Source organism: Brevibacterium siliguriense (genome assembly GCF_900105315.1).
Lineage (GTDB): Bacteria > Actinomycetota > Actinomycetes > Actinomycetales > Brevibacteriaceae > Brevibacterium > Brevibacterium siliguriense.
This window is the reverse complement of the sequence record NZ_LT629766.1, coordinates 1,584,760-1,602,333: the sequence shown is the minus strand read 5'-3', so window position 1 is coordinate 1,602,333 and position 17,574 is coordinate 1,584,760. Positions and strand designations below refer to the sequence as shown.

The 17,574-nt window shown below is 65.4% G+C and carries 15 protein-coding genes; 4 read left to right on the top strand and 11 right to left on the bottom strand.

What is annotated here, in order from left to right; genetic code table 11:
- Window positions 1-185: 185 nt before the first annotated feature.
- The 4 genes from BLU88_RS06980 to rplM form a co-directional block, all read right to left on the bottom strand.
- Complete coding sequence (locus tag BLU88_RS06980) at window positions 186-1,193, bottom strand: PDDEXK family nuclease (RefSeq protein ID WP_157689016.1); 1,008 nt, start codon at window positions 1,191-1,193, stop codon at window positions 186-188.
- A 137-nt stretch (window positions 1,194-1,330) separates the two neighbouring features.
- Complete coding sequence (gene glmM / locus BLU88_RS06975; RefSeq protein ID WP_092011713.1) at window positions 1,331-2,683, bottom strand: phosphoglucosamine mutase; 1,353 nt, start codon at window positions 2,681-2,683, stop codon at window positions 1,331-1,333.
- A 241-nt stretch (window positions 2,684-2,924) separates the two neighbouring features.
- Window positions 2,925-3,434, bottom strand: coding sequence for a 30S ribosomal protein S9 (gene rpsI / locus BLU88_RS06970; protein WP_025779545.1), 510 nt, complete (start codon window positions 3,432-3,434; stop codon window positions 2,925-2,927).
- A gap of 32 nt (window positions 3,435-3,466) precedes the next feature.
- Complete coding sequence (rplM, locus tag BLU88_RS06965) at window positions 3,467-3,910, bottom strand: 50S ribosomal protein L13 (RefSeq protein WP_092011710.1); 444 nt, start codon at window positions 3,908-3,910, stop codon at window positions 3,467-3,469.
- Between the two features lie 319 nt (window positions 3,911-4,229).
- Here rplM and BLU88_RS06960 point away from each other — a divergent pair, with 319 nt between their 5' ends.
- From BLU88_RS06960 to BLU88_RS18600, 3 genes are read left to right on the top strand one after another with little or no spacing between them, the layout of a single operon-like run.
- A complete protein-coding gene (locus BLU88_RS06960; RefSeq protein WP_092011707.1) occupies window positions 4,230-6,629 on the top strand; it encodes a hypothetical protein in 2,400 nt (799 codons plus the stop codon).
- Window positions 6,626-7,942 (top strand): hypothetical protein, encoded by a 1,317-nt coding sequence (locus BLU88_RS18605; protein ID WP_231939661.1) that lies wholly within the window; start codon window positions 6,626-6,628, stop codon window positions 7,940-7,942. The genes BLU88_RS06960 and BLU88_RS18605 overlap by 4 nt, the downstream gene beginning before the upstream one ends.
- Window positions 7,921-8,823 carry a hypothetical protein gene (locus BLU88_RS18600; protein ID WP_231939660.1) on the top strand — a complete coding sequence of 301 codons (903 nt, stop codon included), beginning with the start codon at window positions 7,921-7,923 and terminating at the stop codon, window positions 8,821-8,823. Before BLU88_RS18605 ends, BLU88_RS18600 begins: the two co-directional genes overlap by 22 nt.
- An 88-nt stretch (window positions 8,824-8,911) precedes the next feature.
- Here BLU88_RS18600 and BLU88_RS06950 read toward each other — a convergent pair whose 3' ends face one another.
- The 3 genes from BLU88_RS06950 to BLU88_RS06940 form a co-directional block, all read right to left on the bottom strand.
- On the bottom strand, window positions 8,912-11,560 hold the full coding sequence (locus tag BLU88_RS06950) for a bifunctional metallophosphatase/5'-nucleotidase (protein ID WP_092011704.1): 2,649 nt from the start codon (window positions 11,558-11,560) through the stop codon (window positions 8,912-8,914).
- A 218-nt stretch (window positions 11,561-11,778) separates the two neighbouring features.
- Complete coding sequence (gene truA, locus BLU88_RS06945; RefSeq protein WP_092011701.1) at window positions 11,779-12,633, bottom strand: tRNA pseudouridine(38-40) synthase TruA; 855 nt, start codon at window positions 12,631-12,633, stop codon at window positions 11,779-11,781.
- On the bottom strand, window positions 12,630-13,256 hold the full coding sequence (locus BLU88_RS06940; protein WP_092011698.1) for a LemA family protein: 627 nt from the start codon (window positions 13,254-13,256) through the stop codon (window positions 12,630-12,632). Before BLU88_RS06940 ends, truA begins: the two co-directional genes overlap by 4 nt.
- Before the next feature lie 250 nt (window positions 13,257-13,506).
- Between BLU88_RS06940 and BLU88_RS06935 the strand changes: the two genes are divergently transcribed.
- The gene (locus tag BLU88_RS06935) at window positions 13,507-14,688 is read left to right on the top strand and encodes a glycosyltransferase family 4 protein (protein WP_231939659.1); all 1,182 of its coding nucleotides are present in this window, start codon (window positions 13,507-13,509) and stop codon (window positions 14,686-14,688) included.
- A 17-nt stretch (window positions 14,689-14,705) separates the two neighbouring features.
- On the opposite strand, the gene BLU88_RS06930 is transcribed toward BLU88_RS06935, so the two are convergent.
- The 4 genes from BLU88_RS06930 to BLU88_RS06915 form a co-directional block, all read right to left on the bottom strand.
- A complete protein-coding gene (locus BLU88_RS06930) occupies window positions 14,706-15,275 on the bottom strand; it encodes a cysteine hydrolase family protein (protein ID WP_231939658.1) in 570 nt (189 codons plus the stop codon).
- A 192-nt stretch (window positions 15,276-15,467) separates the two neighbouring features.
- Window positions 15,468-16,118 carry an energy-coupling factor transporter transmembrane component T family protein gene (locus tag BLU88_RS06925; RefSeq protein ID WP_092011692.1) on the bottom strand — a complete coding sequence of 217 codons (651 nt, stop codon included), beginning with the start codon at window positions 16,116-16,118 and terminating at the stop codon, window positions 15,468-15,470.
- Window positions 16,115-16,843 carry an energy-coupling factor ABC transporter ATP-binding protein gene (locus BLU88_RS06920; protein WP_197678204.1) on the bottom strand — a complete coding sequence of 243 codons (729 nt, stop codon included), beginning with the start codon at window positions 16,841-16,843 and terminating at the stop codon, window positions 16,115-16,117. Before BLU88_RS06920 ends, BLU88_RS06925 begins: the two co-directional genes overlap by 4 nt.
- Window positions 16,840-17,496 (bottom strand): biotin transporter BioY, encoded by a 657-nt coding sequence (locus tag BLU88_RS06915; RefSeq protein WP_092011689.1) that lies wholly within the window; start codon window positions 17,494-17,496, stop codon window positions 16,840-16,842. Before BLU88_RS06915 ends, BLU88_RS06920 begins: the two co-directional genes overlap by 4 nt.
- Between the last annotated feature and the right edge of the window lie 78 nt (window positions 17,497-17,574).

Below are 17,574 nucleotides of genomic sequence, written 5' to 3'. Positions count from 1 at the left end.
GTCGCTCAGTCAACGCGAAACTCGGAAAAGTCGTCGCTAGTGACGACTTTTCCGAGTTTCGCGTTGCCCGACGGATGCCCGGTGCGCATCGACGGACTGCGCGCCATCACTTCCCTACCCCACATCTCTTCCTGCAGGCACGTCACCACCCCACGGAGGTCCGCAGGATTCCCGCTTGAGACCGTTCATCGGCTGCGTCGTTTGACGGTGTCTTTGATCCGCAGAAAGAGGTCGCCTCGGAAAAGGTCCTTCCAAGTGATCCTGAAGACTTGAAAGCCAAGATTGCGCAGGGAATACTCCCTGCGGCGTTCAAGCTCGAAGGCGCGTTTCGGGTCGGCACCGTCGAGGTAGTACTTCCCAGCCCCGTCGAATTCAGCCACGACGTGCGCTTTGGGATTGGCAAAGTCGGTCCGCGCGACGAAGTCCCCTTTCTCATCTCGAACGACCACTTGCGGCTCGAAACCCGCAATCGAGTATTCGACGAATCGGACTGCAGCGATCGATTCGGCCACGGATTCCCGTCGCGCGTCAGCATTCGCGATGACTGCATCAACGCGCCCCTGCCGCGTTCTCACCGGATTGTGGGCACAGTAATCCGCGAATTCTCGAATCGAAATGAGCTTTCTCCGAAGCGCTTCGTCCACTGCTGCGACGGAGAACGCCAGTGGGTAGTCACGGGCGACGTCCAAGAGTGTCTGAGGCAAAGTGGTGACTCGAAAGTCGTTGACGACTTCGGTGTTTCCATCGAGCGGCCTCTTCCTGATGTGGGCGGATGAACGGCGCACTCCGAACTCCGGATGGACGAACTCCACGCAGAGAGGTGCACCGTTGTCGAAATACGGGATCGGCAAGCCGTGAATGATCAGGGCGCTGCGGTGAGAGAACGCCGCTCCATCGGGACAATCATCGACATAGGATCGTACGAGGATGTGCAGATCCTCATTGCGCTTCATAGCCCCTGCCGACTCGCACGGCAGTGTCGTCCCCGCTGCTGCACCGATATCGGCGATGAATCGATGTGTCGGTTCATCGCAGACCGACGTCACAACGTAGACGCCCCGTCGGACTCTTCTCAGACAGCAGCGCTCAGCAATTCGCAACTGGTGGGAACTCAATCCGGCTGCACTGAGCTCGGCGGAAGACAGACACGCGAACATCCCACAAGCATTCCGGAGCGGCGCGACCCACCACAACGGTCATTTCCTGGCCTGTGGATAACGGCCGACTCAGTTCCACAGGCTCAGTCAACGCGAAACGCGAAAAAGTCGTCGCTAGTGACGACTTTTTCGCGTTACGCATTGACTGACGCAGGCAGAAGCCGAAAGAGGCGTTACAGCGCGAGGTGCTCCTTGACCGACGCGGCCAGGCGCTCGGCTTGGGCGGTGGCGGCATCCTCGGTGGAGGCTTCGACCATGACGCGGATCAGCGGCTCGGTGCCCGAGGCACGCAGCAGCACGCGACCGGTGTCGGCGAGCTCGGCCTCGACCGCGGCCACCTCGGCGGCGACCAGCGGATGATCGACGTTGTTCTTGTCCACGCCCTTGACGTTGACGAGCGCCTGCGGCAGCTGCGGGATCTCTGCGGCGAGGTCAGCCAGGGTGCGCTTGGCGTCGGCCATGCGCTTCATCAGGTGCAGGGCAGTCTGCACACCGTCGCCGGTGGTGCCGTGGTCGAGCATGAGCACGTGTCCGGACTGCTCCCCGCCGAGGGAGTACCCGTCCGCGATCATCCGCTCGAGCACATAGCGGTCGCCGACGGCGGTCTGCACGGTCTTGATTCCGTACTTGCCCATCGCCTGCGTCAGCCCCAGGTTCGACATGACTGTGGTGACCAAGGTGTTCCCGCGCAGCTCACCGAGCTCCTTGAGCCCGATCGCCAGGATGCCCATGACCTGGTCGCCGTTGACGACGCGGCCCAGGGAGTCCACGGCCAGGCAGCGGTCGGCGTCGCCGTCGAAGGCCACGCCCAGGTCGGACTGGGTCTCGACGACGAGGCGCTGCAGCGGTTCGAGGTGGGTCGAGCCCACACCATCGTTGATGTTGAAGCCGTCGGGTTCGGCGGCGGAGACGATGACTTCCGCACCGGCCTGGCGCAGTGCGGCGGGTCCGACGATGGAAGCGGCACCGTGAGCGCAGTCGACGACGACCTTGAGCCCGGACAGCGGACGCACGTTGTCAGCGTCGACGCAGCGCACGAGGTGTTCGGTGTATTCGTCGGCGGCGGCCGGGTAGCGGGAGATGCGACCGACTGCCGATCCGGTCGGACGATCCCAGTCCTGGTCGAAGATCGCGAGGATCTCGTCTTCGACCGCGTCGTCGAGCTTCGTTCCGCCAGCGGCGAAGAACTTGATCCCGTTGTCGGGCATGGGGTTGTGGGAGGCGGAGATGACGACGCCGAAGGCGGCACCCGTGTCCTTGACGACCTGAGCGATGCCCGGGGTAGGCAGCATTCCCGCGTCGAGGACGTCGACTCCGGTCGAGGCGATGCCGGCGCTCAGTGCGGCGGAGAGGAATTCGCCGGACACACGGGTATCACGTCCGACCACGGCGAAGGGGCGCTTCTCGCCCGTCCAGCCGCGGCTGAGCACGCGTGAACCTGCGACCGAGAGCTGGAGCGCGAGTTTGGCCGAGATGTCGCGATTGGCCAGTCCGCGCACTCCGTCGGTGCCGAAGAGTCGTGACATGTTGGGAATCCTTTCGTCAATGTCGGAGTCGATCTTAGTCGATCCGTCGGAAGCGCCTCGGCATCCTCGCCGAGGCGGCCGGCCCTGCTGGGGGCCACGTCAGTGACCGTGTGAAATGAGTCCGGATATGAGAAATGCGGCCCCGAACCTGGTTCGGGACCGCATTCTCATGTTCATGAAGCTGAACTGTCGATGACCGCGACTCAGTGGCAGACCAGCCGCAATCGGTTCGCCAGCGAGATCAGCGCTTCGAGAACTGAGGTGCCTTACGGGCCTTCTTGAGACCGGCCTTCTTGCGCTCAGGAACGCGAGCGTCGCGGCTGAGGTATCCGGCCTTCTTCAGCTCGGCGCGGTTGGACTCCGCATCGATCTGGTTGAGCGAACGAGCCACGCCCAGGCGGACGGCGCCGGCCTGGCCGGAGGGTCCACCGCCGGAGATCCGGACGATGACGTCGAAACGTCCGCCCAGGTCCAGCAGGGTGAAGGGCTCGTTGACGAGCTGCTGGTGCAGCTTATTCGGGAAGTACTCTTCGAGAGTACGTCCGTTGATGGTCCACTCACCGGTGCCGGGAACGAGGCGCACGCGAGCAATTGCCTGCTTGCGGCGGCCGACTCCGTTGCCAGGAGCGGTCAGGGACTGTCCACGTCCGCCGGCAGTGCTTTCGCCCAGGCCAGCGGATGCGGGAGTCTCGGAAGTGTATTCGGTGATCTCTTCTTCGACAGTTTCTGTCGCGTTGGTGGTATCAGCCACGGTTCTCCTCGGGATATCTAGAGCTCAGGCGCTTACTGCGCGACCTGGCTGAGTTCGTACGGCTGCGGATTCTGAGCGGCGTGCGGGTGCTCGGCACCTGCATAGACCTTCAGCTTCTGCATCTGGGCACGTCCGAGACGAGTCTTCGGGACCATACCGGCGACAGCCTTCTCGACTGCACGCTCGGGGTGGGTGGCGAGGAGCTCGGCATAGTTCACGCTCTTGAGGCCACCGGGGTATCCGGAGTGGCGGTAAGCGCGCTTCTTCTCGAGCTTCGCACCTGTCAGCGCGACCTTGTCGGCGTTGATGATGATGACGAAGTCACCGGTGTCCGTGTTCGGAGTGAACGTGGTCTTGTGCTTGCCGCGCAGGAGGCGTGCAACCTGCGAAGCAAGGCGACCGAGCACCTGGTCAGTGGCGTCAATGACGTGCCACTGGTGCTCAATGTCACCGGGCTTAGCTGTGTACGTACGCAAAAGTAGCCTTCTTTTCGTATCTTGTTCAGTACAGCGCCGGATCCTCATCGGGTCGTGAGTCCAATAGGTCTCAAGCGCTGGTTGTCTTCAATCGGGTGAACCTATCGACGCATTCCCCTCACCTACGGGCCTGCAACGCATGAGGCTATGTAAGGGAGTGCGACAAGCACACACAACGACAATCAAATATACATGGCCCCGGGCCCAGGGAGCAAACGCCCAGAGCGGTCTCAGGACCAGCTGAAACCTGAGCCGATAGTATTGATCTGTGCCGACTCACTCCAGCCTGCCCTTCCGACTTCCCGCATTGAGAATCCTGATGCTGGGTCTCCTGGTCGGGCTCCTGATGGCAGGCCTCGGACTCGGCCCCGCCTCGGCGCGGGAATCAACGACGGGATCGTCCTCGGAGGACTCCGCGACCGGCACAGCGATCGGCACGAGCGCCTCGGCGGACGAGACACGAGCCCCGGACGGTCAGACGGTCGTCTTCGGCATTCCGGGCCTGACCATCAATGATATCGATCGCGAGCGCACTCCGAACCTCTACCGACTGCTCTCCGAAGGCGCGGCCGCGAACCTCAACGTGCGCACGATCGGCTCGGCCACCTGCCCTGCCTCCGGTTGGCTGTCCTTCGGTGCGGGCGCGCGTGCGCAGGCCGGGCCCTCCCCCGTCGCCGAGGATGCCGACCCCGATGACCCGGCCCGCTGCCCGACGATGATCGCCCCCACCACGAACGTCGACCACGATTCCGCAGACTCCGAGGCCGCCTCGGCGAAAGAGGCGGCGAAGAGTGACGAAGCTCATGACGGCGATTCCGCTGCCCGAACGACTACGGCTCAGATCGAGGACTTCGACGCGGTCAAGGAACCCAACATCGGCTCCGGGTACTCCGTCGACTATGGGATGCTCGCACGCACCATCGCCGAATCCGGCGAGGACTACCCCGCCGGCACCGACGCAGCCGATGCGGATTCCCTGCTCGAACCCTGCGTTGCGGCCGAAGGTCCCGGCGCGGCCTATGCCGCCGCGAACGAAGACGGGGTGGTGTCGAACTTCACGGAAGATGCGACCGCCACGGGCTGCCGCCTCGGCGTCGTCGACCTCGGCGCCATCGGAATCCGCTCCTGGCTGTACGATCCGATCCCGAACTACTCCTATACCGTTCCCCCGAATTTCGACCGCGAGACCCGCGTCGCCGAAGCCGACCGCCGCCTCGGTGTGCGTCTGAAGGAGGTGCGGGAGAACGCGAAGGACGGGGCCGCCGATCCGACGATCATCGTTGCGGGCCTCGGTGACAGTTCCGGTCTGCCGCAGCTGCGGGCGTTCATCGCCGCAGGTCCCGGATTCGAACCCGGGTCCCTGTCCTCGGCGACGACCCGCACCCCGGGGCTGTTGCAGATCACCGATCTGGCACCGGGCATCCTCGATGTCCTCGACGTCGATTCCCCGCGCGCCGTCGGGTTCGACTCCGCCCCCACCGATGATCACCCGCAGCAGCGCATCGACGATCTCGTCGCCGAGGCGCAGAAAGCGACGACGATCCATCAGAACCTCTCGACGTTCTCCATCACCCTCGACGTCATCTTCTACGTCCTCTTCATCGCGAGCGCGATTCTGCTCAACCGCTCTATCCTCGGTCGCCGAGGCGGCGCCACCCGGGCTCCATACGTCCACCGATTCCTCGGCCTGGTGTCCTTGGCCGTCGCGGCCCTGCCGATGGGAGCGTTCCTCGCCGGTCTCGTCCCCTGGTCGCGAATGGACGAGCCCGGACTCGGTCTGTTCCTCTCGGTCATCGGCACCGCCGCCGCTCTGTTCGTCCTCGCCTTCATCCCGCCATGGGGTAGGACCTGGCGAGGGCGAGTCGGCGCCCTGGCCGGGGCGAACGTGGTCGTCCTCGCCGCCGATCTGGCCACCGGCTCCCATCTGCAGTCGAACTCGCTGCTCGGCTACAATCCGATCGTCGGCGGCCGCTACTACGGACTCGGCAATCAGGGTGCGGCGATCTTCATCGTCAGCCTCTTCATCTTCTTAGGAATCGTGGTCTCCTGGCTGCGGACGCGCGGCCACCGCCGAGCCGTGATCATAGTGCCCGTCGTCGTCGGCCTGGCCGCAGTATTCGTCTCCGGCAACCCGTCCTGGGGTGCTAAGTTCGGCGGCACGATCGCCATCCTCGCCGGCCTCATGGTCCTGCTCGCACTGCTGTCGAAGATCCGCCTGACCCTGTTGCGCCTCGCGCTGATCGGCGTGGCATCGTTGGCGATCCTCATCGGCATCGCCTTCCTCGACTGGCTGCGCCCGACCGGGGCACGCTCGCATTTCGGCACGTTCTTCGACCAGATCGTCACGGGTGAGGCCCTGCAGGTCGTCGGCCGCAAGCTCGGCGCGAACCTCCACATCATCCAGATCAACCCGGCTCTGGCCATCGTCACCCCGCTCGCGGTCATCGCGATCCTCGTCTTCCTCCGCTACCTCCTCCACTTCCCCCGCGTCCACGCCGGCAGCCGCACCGGACGCCTGGTCAACAAATGGCGGGGACGGCTCCCCCAGATCTTCGCCGATGCCGATCTGCACTTCGGCTTCCTCGCCGCCGCCACTGGGCTCGGCGTCGGGCTCGTGCTCACCGATTCCGGTGTCGCCGTGCCCTCGACCGGAGCCATGGTCCTCCTGCCCTTCCTGCTGGCGCTCAGTGCTGAACACGCCGAGGAGGCTCACCGATGAGAGCCCCCGTGACCTCCCCCACCGCCCGGGTCCTCCTCGGGATCCTGGCTCTCGCCCTCTTCGTCCTCGGTCTCCCCCAGGCCGGGCAAGCCGCCCCGGCTGCGGGACAGGACGACGGCGAGGCCGCCTCGGCGAAATCCGGGGTCGTGTCGATCAACGTCTCCGGATTCAGCTTCGAGGACCTCGACCCGCGCACCACACCGAATCTGTGGGTGATGATGAAGGGCGGGCAGATCGGGACGATCACGCCTCGCAGCGTGCACACAACGAGCTGCCCGGTCGACGGCTGGCTGGGACTCGGATCCGGACGTCGTGCCGCCGACGAACCCCGCGACCAGTGTCGCGAACCGGCATCCCCGCTCGACGGATGGGTCGCCGATTGGGACGTCTACGCGCAGGTGGCCCGCGGCGACAACTACGATGCGTCCCTCGGAGCGCTGGCCGAGGCGGTGCCCGCTATCCGCGCCTTCGGCAACGGTGCCGCGATCGCCGCAGCCACCCCCTCCGGCCACGTCGAGAACTGGTCGCCCGTCGGCTCCGACCTGGGCGCGGACGTGGCGGAATCCGCCGAGGACGGTGAACTCACCCTCGTCGACCTCGGCAATACCGCCGCTGACGGCTACTCGTTGAAGCACCTCGATGCGCAGGTCGGGGACGTCCTCGAATCGACCGGGTGGATGAGCGCGGATCGGCCGAACCGCCTCGGCGAGGGTCGCGTTCCCGTGGTGTTCTCCTCGATCTCCGACGGCGCGCACAAAGGCTCGTCGATGCAGGCGACGATGATGGTCGAGCCGGGAGAACAGGCGGGACTGCTCACGTCATCGTCGACGCGGCAGCCCGGATTGGTGCAGGTGCCCGATCTGGCGCCGACGCTCGTGGCTCTGTCCGGGGCCGAGGAGATGGACAATGCGGCCGGGGCGCCGATGACCTCCGGGTCGCATGGGTCCGATTGGAAGGCACGCTACCAGGCGGTGCTCGACCGGCAGGTGGCGGTGAAGACGCAGAACGAGCTGTCGACGTGGTTCTTCCCCGTCGTCGCGGTGCTCATGGTCGGGTTGCTGGGGCTGGCGTGGTTCATGCGGAAGAATCACCGAGAGCTCGTCCATTCCGGGGCGTACCGCCTCGGCGTCGTGTTCGCGGCGATGCCGATCTCGACGTATCTCGTCAATACGGTGCCGTGGGAGCGAGCGACGAACCCGGACATTGCGATGCTCGGAGCCCTAGCCGGGTGGGCGCTGCTGCTGGGGTGCTGGGACTGCTCGGCCCCTGGCGGCGGCACAAGTTCGGGCCGGTGCTCTTCGTATCCACCGTGACCGTCGCCGTGCTCGCCTATGACGTCGTCACCGGGTCACAGCTGCAGATGTCGACGCTGTTGGGTGAGCCGCTGCTCATCGCCTCCCGGTTCTATGGGATCGGGAACTCAGCGCTGGCGCTCTACTGCTGTGCGCTGCTGTTGGCGGTTGCCGGGTTCGCGTCTCTGGTGACCAAGCCGCTGCATCGCGTCCTCATCGTCACTCTTCCCGTGCTCGTCTCCTGCGTCATCCTCGCCGCACCGGGGCTGGGCACGAAGTTCGGCTCGGTGCCCACGCTCATCATCGGAGTCGCCTACCTCGTGCTGACCGCAGCGAGCATCCGGTTCTCGCTCAGACGACTTGGGCTGACGGTGGGCATCGCCGGTTTCGTCATGCTCACCGTGCTGTTCCTCGACTGGCTGCGACCGGCCGATCAGCGCACGCACTTCGGGCGGTTCTTCGATTCGATCATCAGCGGTCAGGCGCTCAGTGTCCTGGCCCGTAAGATCGGGATGAACATCGACATCCTCACTCAGTCGTGGATGACTCTGGTGCTGCCGCTCATCATCATCGGCGTGTTCTGGATGGCACTCGACCCTGCGCGCTTCCGCCTGCACGGGCTGCAGGAGACCTATCGGCGGATTCCGCTGCTGCGCGCGGCGATGATCAGTCTGGCGATCCTGCTGGGAGTCGGCACCGTCATCAATGACTCAGGCATCGTGGTGCCGGCCGTCGGCATCCTCTTCCTCGTCCCGGTGCTCACTCACCTCGAGACCTTCCGCGCCACCCTCCCGCAGGCTCCCGCAAGCGGAACTGAGGCCCACGCCAAAGCCGACGAGGCTGGTGAAGCCGCCAAGGTTGAGGTCTCAGACGCCGACGATGACGGCATCACACACCAGTAGCCTCAGCACGCACTTGGGAAGAACAACGGGGCCGGAGAGAAGAACTCTCCGGCCCCGCTTGTCTGGCATCGACCTCGCTCAGCTGGAGTCAGCCTTGAAGGCTGAGCTTGCGGCGGCGGACGATCGTGACCGCTGTGGCGCCTGCGACGATGAGTGCCAGTGCCGCAGCGACGATGTTGAAGGTCTCGAAGCCGGTGCGCGGCAGGTCACCGCCGTCCTTGGAACCGTTCGCATCGGCCCCGGAGCCATCGGCCGAACCACCGTCGGACGAAGCATTCGCACCGTCGGCGTCGCCGCCGGCATTCGACGAACCATCCGATCCACCAGCCGCGTCGTCCCCGCCATCGGCGACGCCCCCGGCTGCGCTGTCTCCGCCGTCAGCGGCACCACCGTCAGCGGCACCGCCATCAGCGGAACCGCCGTCGGCCGAACCGCCATCGCCGGCCGACGCATCCGCGTCGTCACCGACCGCAGCGGTGGCTTCGAACTCGTGTGCCAGCGGCAGCGGGTTGTCGTCCCACCACGGACCTTCGGCATTCGCCTGCACGCTGACCTTGACGGTCACCTCACCCGAGGCGTCCTTGGGCGCGGTCACAGTCACAGGAGTCTCGGCCTCCCCCGCCGGGATCGAGTCGAGAGTGATCGTCTTCGCAGCCGCCTCGGCGCTGACCTCGGGGGCTTCGTCCTTGGTGGCATCGGCGGAAGCCGACTGGGCCTCGGACTGTGCGGCCGCCTCGGCGGTATAGCCTTCGGGCAGGTCGACGGTGATGTCGATGGGACCCGACACCTCGGACTTCGCATCCGTCTTGAGCGTGAACTCGGCGCTCTCACCCGGCTTGATGGTCTTCGGAGCAGTCAGCTCGGCGCTCAGCTCACCATTGTCGATGACGTCCTTGGCTGAGTCGGCCTGTCGTTCGTTCTTGTCCGGGGTGACGTCCTCGCCCTCGGCCTGGTGCTTGTTGAAGTAGTTCTCCCAGGTCTCGAAGTCGGTCAGTCCCGACTGTTCGAAGTCGCCCTTGGCGAAGGAGGAGAAGTTGTCACCACCGGCCGCGAGGAAGCTCAGCGTCGCAACCCGGTAGTCCTTGTTCGGGTCGATGTCTTTGCCATCGACCTTGACGGACTTCACGTGCTCGCCCTTGTCGGCTTCAGTGTCGTAGACGACGTCGAGGTCATCGGAGATGCCCAGGTGGAGGAACGGTCGGGACGCACCGTCGGGCTGCCACTGTTCTTCGAACAGGCCGATGACGTCTTCGCCCTTCATCGTCACGACGCCGTGGTCGTTCGCGAAGGGAAGCACGCTGTTGAGTTCGGCAACGGTGACTTCGCACTTGTCTTCAGTGTTGTAGATGTCGTCGCAGAGCAGGTCGGTGCGCAGTCCACCGGGGTTCGTGATACCGAAGTCGGCCTCCTCCAGCTGGGTCTCCTCGACGCCCTCTTTGAGTGCATCGGCGACGAGGTTGCCGAGCGTGGACTCGGCACCGCGATCCTCTTCGCCGTCCTTCTTGGCCCGGGTGATGTCCTCGCTGATCGTGCCGGTGACCTCGGAGCCGAGTTCCTTGGCCTTGTCCTCTGCGTCGCTGACGATGCCGGCGACCTTGTCGACGACCTCGGAGTCATAGCTCTTGCCCTCGGTCTCGATGAGGTCGATGCCGCTGGCCTGCCAATTGCTGTTGCCGTCGACGCGCATTGTCACCTGCCCGACGTATTCGCCGTAGCTGCCGGCCTCGATGACGGGACGGGTTCGGTCGGGCTCTCCGGGCACGGGTGCTTCGAAGGAATACGGCATGTGGGTGTGGCCGGTGAACATGGCGTCGACCGAGGCGTCGGCCTCCGTGACGAGCTTCTTGAACTCGGCATTCGACGCTTTCGCGTCCTCGAGGCTCTCGGTCGACGACGCGCCGAGGTGGGCCTCGACGACCGTCATATCCGGCTGTTCGTCTTCGGGCAGCTCCTCGAGATCCTCGGCCACGCGGTTGACTGCGTCCGTGGGGTCGCCGAAGTCGAGGTCGGCGATTCCGTCCGGTGAGACGAGCGAAGCGGTGTCCTTGGTGACGACGCCGATGACGGCGATCTTGACTCCCGCCACATCGACGATGGAGTACTCGTCGAGGCCGTCGACGACGTTCTCCGTTCCCTTGTCGTAGACGTTGGCTGCCGAGTACGGGAAGTCGGCTTCGTCGCTGACGCGTCCTGTGAGGTCGTCGATGCCTTTGTCGAATTCGTGGTTGCCGACAGCCGAAGCCTCGACGCCCATGGCGTTGAGGACGTCGAGGGTGGGCTTGTCGTTCTGCGACGAGGACGTGTAGGTCGAAGCTCCGATGTTGTCACCGGTCGACAGCAGCGCGGTACCTGCATTGTCGCCGCCCGTGCCGAACTTCGCACGCTCCTCTTCGACCACCGAGGCGACCTGAGTGCCGGCCTCGGAGATGCGTCCGTGGAAGTCGGTGACATTGAGCAGCTGGACCTTGGTGCCCTCGGGTGCCGACTGCGCTTCGCTGCCCGAGTCCTGATCAACGTCGGCATCATCCTGCGACTTCGCAGAACTGCCGCCGGCTGTCGAATCATTCGCCGTCTCATCGGGGTTCGCGGGAGCCGACTCACTCGGTGCTGTGGCGCTGCCTTCGGTCGAGTTTCCGTTTCCCAGGGAAGGCGCCGCAATGGCCGGCGAGAGCCCCGGCAGTGTCAGCATCGACACTGCGGCGCCCGTGGCCAGCACTTTGGTCACAAGTTTCGACATGTATTCAGTTCCTTCGATCGGTCAGTCAGGCGCACATCAACCGTGCTGGTGGGGATGGAGACGGATTCCATCCTGCAGTGCCAATGCGAACTAAGAGTTACTTAAGTGTGAATCTACACAGGATTCTCACACCTGGAAAGAGGAATTCTCACATAATTACGACAGGCGTCCTGTTCGACCAACCGACGCACCGGGCCGTTCAGGGCCGCGACGCCGGATTAATCCTGGTCGCGGCGGGCCATCGTCTGGGCATTCCGAGCCGCAAAATCCTCGGGTGCCGGGTAGCCGACCTCGGTGAGGACGAGGCCTTCGGCGGGGGTGACGAACATGGGCACATCCGGGGTCAACCCGGCGTCCGCCTCGGCGATGAGTTCGGCCGGGCGGGTCACCGCCCAATTGCCGGATCCGACCTTGATCAGTCCGCCGACCAGAGCCCGGACCATGTGATGACAGAATGCATCGGCGCGCAGATCGATGGTGATGACAGCGTCCTGATCACGTTCGACCCGCAGTTCGTGGAGAGTGCGGATCGTCGTCGCTCCCTCCCGGGGCTTGCAGAACGGCAGGAAGTCGTGGAGTCCCTGGACCTCGCTCGCGGCCTCGGCCATGGCTTCGGCATCGAGCTCGCCCTTATGGCGCGGGGTCACCTGGGTCAGCAGCGGATCGATGAAGGATCGGTGATCGGCCAACCGGTACTGATATGACCGCCACAGGGCGGAGAACCGCGCGTCGAAGTCCTCGGGCACCTCGGTCACCGCGTGAACGACGATGTCGTGGAACTCACCGGCGGCGAGAACTCCGCGCAGACGGGACAGGAGAGCCGCCTCGGCGGGTCGATTCGAGCGTCCGACAAGCTTGGAGATCGCCGCCTCGCTCAGATCGATGTGGACGACTTGTCGTCGAGCGTGGACGCCGGCATCGGTGCGGCCGGCGACGACGGTGGCCGCCTCGGTGCCGGTGATCCTCTCCAACCCGGACTCGACAGCGGCCTGTACGGTGCGCAATCCCGGCTGCTTGGCCCAGCCGTGGAAATCCGTGCCGCGGTAGCCCAGATCGATACGGAAACGGGTCACGGGGTCATCCTCGCCGAGGCGGGGCCTGCCGCACCGGGGCCGCCATCGCCATCGATCGCAACGGTGAACGGGTCGCGGGCTTTGAAGACTCCGCCGAAGAGGCGAGCGATCGGGCGCATCCGCTGCCGGTGATAGCGTTCGACGTTCGTGTTGTAGAAGCGGGCGCCGGCGAGGATCCGTTCGGTGAGCACCTGCAGCTGGCCGTGCAGGAGCTGGATCGTCGTGTCGATCTCTTCATTGACCGCCGCCTGCTGGGTCCGGGCATAGTCCGAGGTCAGGGACCTCTCGGTCAGCGCTGCGGGGATGAGCGCGGCATCATTGACGGCGTCGGTCAGGGCGTTCTCGGCCGCCGCACCGCGGTGGTCGAAGGGAGCCCGTTCGGCGGAGGCGAGCGCGAGTTCGAGCCTGGACAGGTCCTGTCCGGCGATCTGCTGGAGGGTGCCGATATAGGCGGGCACGAGAGCGTGGCGGGCGCGGATCTCGCCGATGAGCTGGCGTTTGGCTTCGTCGCACAGCGACCGAGCCATGGACAGCTGGTTGAAGCGCAGGACGGTGAGGACGACGAAGAGGACGATCAGGGCGGCGAGTACACAACCGCCGACGATGAACCAGACCACGGTCATTCCCCTCGTTCCATGTGCTGCGCGAGCATTTCCGACACCTCAGTTTACGCGGGGTTCAGACTCGTCGCGAACAGGTCATCATCCGGACACCGAGGTGACCGTGTGCGGTCACTGAGACGGGCTGCCACCGGTCACTGACACCGGCATTCAGCGATCACCGAAGCGGCGATGGGCCGATTTCGGCCAGATGTCGCCGACATGTCGCCTTCGGGTCATGCATTCGTCACTCGGCGGGCCTTAGCTGGAAGCCGTGAGAGTAGCGATCATTGCAGAATCCTTCCTCCCCAATATGAATGGGGTCACCCACTCACTCCTGCGGGTCCTCGACCATCTGGCCGACCGCGGCGACGAGGTCCTCGTCATCGCTCCGGGCACGCGCAGGGACGGTCCGAAGGAGGTCGCTGGCACCCGCATCGTCCGGGTCCCCTCGATCGCTTTGCCGAAGTATCGGCGCATCCGCGTGGCTCCCGGCGGCGTCACCCGCATCCGCCGGCTGCTGCAGCGTTTCGCTCCGGACGTCGTCCACCTGGCCAGCCCGTTCGTCCTCGGCTGGCGCGGGGTCCTCGCCGCCCAGACGCTCAATCTGCCGACCGTGGCGATCTACCAGACCGAGGTTCCCGCCTACGCCGCCCGGTACGGAATGCACGGCATCGAGGCCATGCTGTGGAACCACGTCCGCAATATCCACCAGCATTCCTCCCTGACGCTTGCCCCGTCGTCGTACACGATCAATCAGCTGGAAGGACTAGGTGTCGCCGAGGTGGCTCTGTGGGCCCGTGGGGTCGATTCCTCCCGCTTCGACCCGGGTCACCGCTCCGAGGCCTGGCGTCGATCCGTGGCCCCGAATGGGGAGAAGATCATCGGCTTCGTCGGCAGGTTGGCGGCGGAGAAGCAGGTCGAAGACCTTGCCGCGCTCACCGATCTGCCGGGCGCCAAGGTCGTCATCGTCGGCGACGGGCCGTGGCGGATGCGTCTGCAGCGGCTGCTGCCGGATGCCCATTTCACCGGGTTCCTCGGCGGGGATGCTCTGGCCCAGGCGGTGGCGAGCTTCGATGTCATGGTCGCTCCGGGTGAGCTCGAGACCTTCTGCCAGACGATCCAAGAGGCCATGGCCTCCGAAGTGCCGGTCATCGCTCCCGCCCGAGGCGGCCCGCTCGATCTCGTCGACTCCTCACGCACCGGGTGGCTCTACGCTCCGAAGGATCTCGGTGCCATGCGAGCGCATGCGGCCGACCTCCTCGGCGACGAGTCGAAACGGCGGGCCTTCGGAGTCGCCGGTCGTGAGCAGGTGCAGGCGCGCAGCTGGAAGAGCGTCTGCTCGCAGCTCGTCGGCCATTATTCGCGGGCGATCGAGAACCCGGCCCCGCAGGTGCTCGGCCGCGGCTTCAGCACGATGGTCAACTCCGGGCTGGAGAACCCTCTGCCCTACTGACGCAACCGCGCTGACACTCAGCCGAGACTTGACGTCCAGTCGGCGACGGTGAGGACGCTCGCCTGTTTGGGGAACACCTTCTCTGTGAGCACGGTGTGGACCTCGGGGTCGCGGTCAGCGCAGGCGTCGGAGAGCACAGTGAGTTCGAAGTCGAGGTCGGCGGCCTCACGCACCGTCGACAGGACTACTCCGCTCGTGGCCACTCCGGCGAGCACGAGGGACGATACCCCATAGCCGCGCAACAGCACCTCGAGGTCGCTGCCGGTGAAGGCGCTGATGCGCCGTTTGGTCACGATCGGCTCACCCTGACGGCGGTCGAGAGTCTCATGGATACTCGTCGAGGCATGCGTCTCGTCGATGTCTCCGTGGGCGGCGATCTGTGCGAATGAAGCTGTCGCCGCCAACTCGGGGTGTCCTTCGCGCAGCGCCACCCGCACCCAGACGACGGGGATGTCGTGGCTGCGGGCGGCAGCGACAGCGTCACGTGCGCGTTCGAGCACACCGGTCGAGGCGAAAGCGTCGTCTCCGGCGATGCCGTTCTGGAAGTCCATGGCCAACAGGACAGTGTTCTCGGCGCCGGTCATCATGTCTCCTTCGGTTCGGATGGGGTTCGTCCCCTCTTGCGCCGAGGCTACTCCTCCCACCAGGTGTTCTGCTGAGTCCCGGCTCACAACCGGCTCAGACTCCCGGAGGCGAATCGTCGACCGCTCAAGTTGGCGTCGTTGTATCAAGCTATGCGATGAGCGATCGACGGCAACTCGAGCGGTCGGTGGAGAAGTTCAGTCCACGATGCCGCGGGCATCGAGTGCCCGACCGGTGTCCTGCGCATATTTGACCGACCGCAGGATCGCCGGCACGACCCGAGCCTTGATGCTCGAGTCCAGCCCTCTGGCGCGGGCGGCGCGCTCGGCTTCCCCGAGCAGACCGGAGATATGCGAGATCGCCCGGACCATGAGGCCCGCGGTCAACGCGATCGCCTCCGTGTTCACCCCGAAGAACCGCAGCGGTGAGACGATCACAGTGAACGCGTCGAGCAGCTGCCCCACCGAGGTGGTCAGGGTGAGCATCAGCGCCGCCTGCACGCAGGCGAAGATGGTCCCGGCGACGGCCAGGCCCGAACCGGTGGACCTGAAGATGAACTGCAGCCCCATGAGGAGCGCCACGAGCACCGCGACGTAGATCCACGTGAGCAGGAAGTTCCGCAGCCGCAGCCGAGCCGTGAATCCGATGACCACAAGGACCGCGAACATCGACCAGTTCGTCGCCGCGTCCCGGAAGATGAGCGCCACGATGCCGATGACGGCGATCGCCGACAGCTTCACTCCCGTCGGCACATCATGCAGCCATCCCCGAGGATGGGCCACCTTTCCGAAGAGCTGCGGGCGGGATTTGATGCCCGCCTTCTTCCGCCATGCCTCCTGCCCGGTCATGGCGTATCGCTCATGATGATGTTCCGGTAGGCGGCGACCGCCTCGGCGGGGGTGGAATCGGCAACGATCCGACCGTCGTCGACGACGATCGCTCGCTGGGCGATCTGCGCGAACTCGAGGTCATGGGTGGTGAGGATGATGCGCACCCCGCGCCTGGCCACGAGTTCCTGCAGATGCAGTCGCAGGCGCTCCTTGTTGCGTAAGTCGAGCAGGGTCGTCGGCTCGTCGAGGACGAGGATCTGGGGATCAGCCGCAAGCACCGCGGCCAAGGCCACCAGCTGCCGCTGCCCGCCGGAGAGTTCGTAGACGCTGCGTTCGGCGAGGTCGGCGATGCCGAGTTCGTCGAGCACCGCCAGCGCCGCGGCCCGCCGCTCACGCTTGGGCACGGACTTGCGCAGGGAGAGTTCGATGTCCTCGATCGGGGTCGGCATGACCAGCTGGGCGGCCGGATCGGTGAAGACGAAACCGACGCGCGAACGCACCTTCGCCGCCTGCAACCGCGGGTCGAGACCATCGACGAGGACTTCACCGGCATTCGCGGTGACCAGGCCGTTGATCAACTGCAGCAGAGTCGACTTCCCCGAACCGTTGGCACCGATGACGGCGACGACATCCTCGGTGAGGGTGAGACTGACGCCCCGGAGGATCGGGCGCACGACATCGCCGTCGGGTCCCTCATCGAGGACTCCGACGCCGACGTCGCTCAACCGGATCTCACGTGTCACTTCGCGTCCTGCTCCTGACCGGCCGACACCGATTCGACGCTGATGCTGCGACGGCGCAGCACATCGGGGAACGCGCGGTGGATGAGCACCGCCACCGAGGCGGCCAGGATGTTCTTCACAATGTCACCGGGCCAGTAGGCGAGATCCGCGACCGCAGCCACGCCGAGCGGCAGATCGCCGTTGATCGACATGCCGAGAATGCCCAGCGGGTGGTTGAGCAGGAGGCTGCCGCCGAAGCCGCCGAGGAACAGCACCACACCGAGCTTCATTCCGCTGAAGCGACGCACAGCCCAGCGGGCGATGAGCCCGGCGAGGAGGGCGTAGAGCGCGAAGGAGAGGATGTAGCCGGCGCTCGGGCCGGCGAGGACGCCGATTCCGCCGCGCATTCCCGAGAAGATCGGGAGTCCGACGAGACCGAGGACGACGTAGAGCAGAGTGGCTGAGAATCCGCGCCAGGGACCGAGCACCATTCCGCACAGGGCGATCGCGAAGGTCTGCAGGGTGATCGGCACACCGAGAGGACCCACTGGAACAGGGGGCATCATCGCAAAGGCCGCGAGCATCGCTGCGAAGACCGCAACGAGGGCGATATCGCTGCCGGCCGAGCGAGGACGGGTGATTCCCGCCGAGGTGGTGGTGTGGGCCTGTGTCATGAGTACTCCATTGGTCGTGATCCTCCCCGATTGGGATCGGGGACGCCCGAGGCGGCCTCGAGCACCCCTCAACTGTAA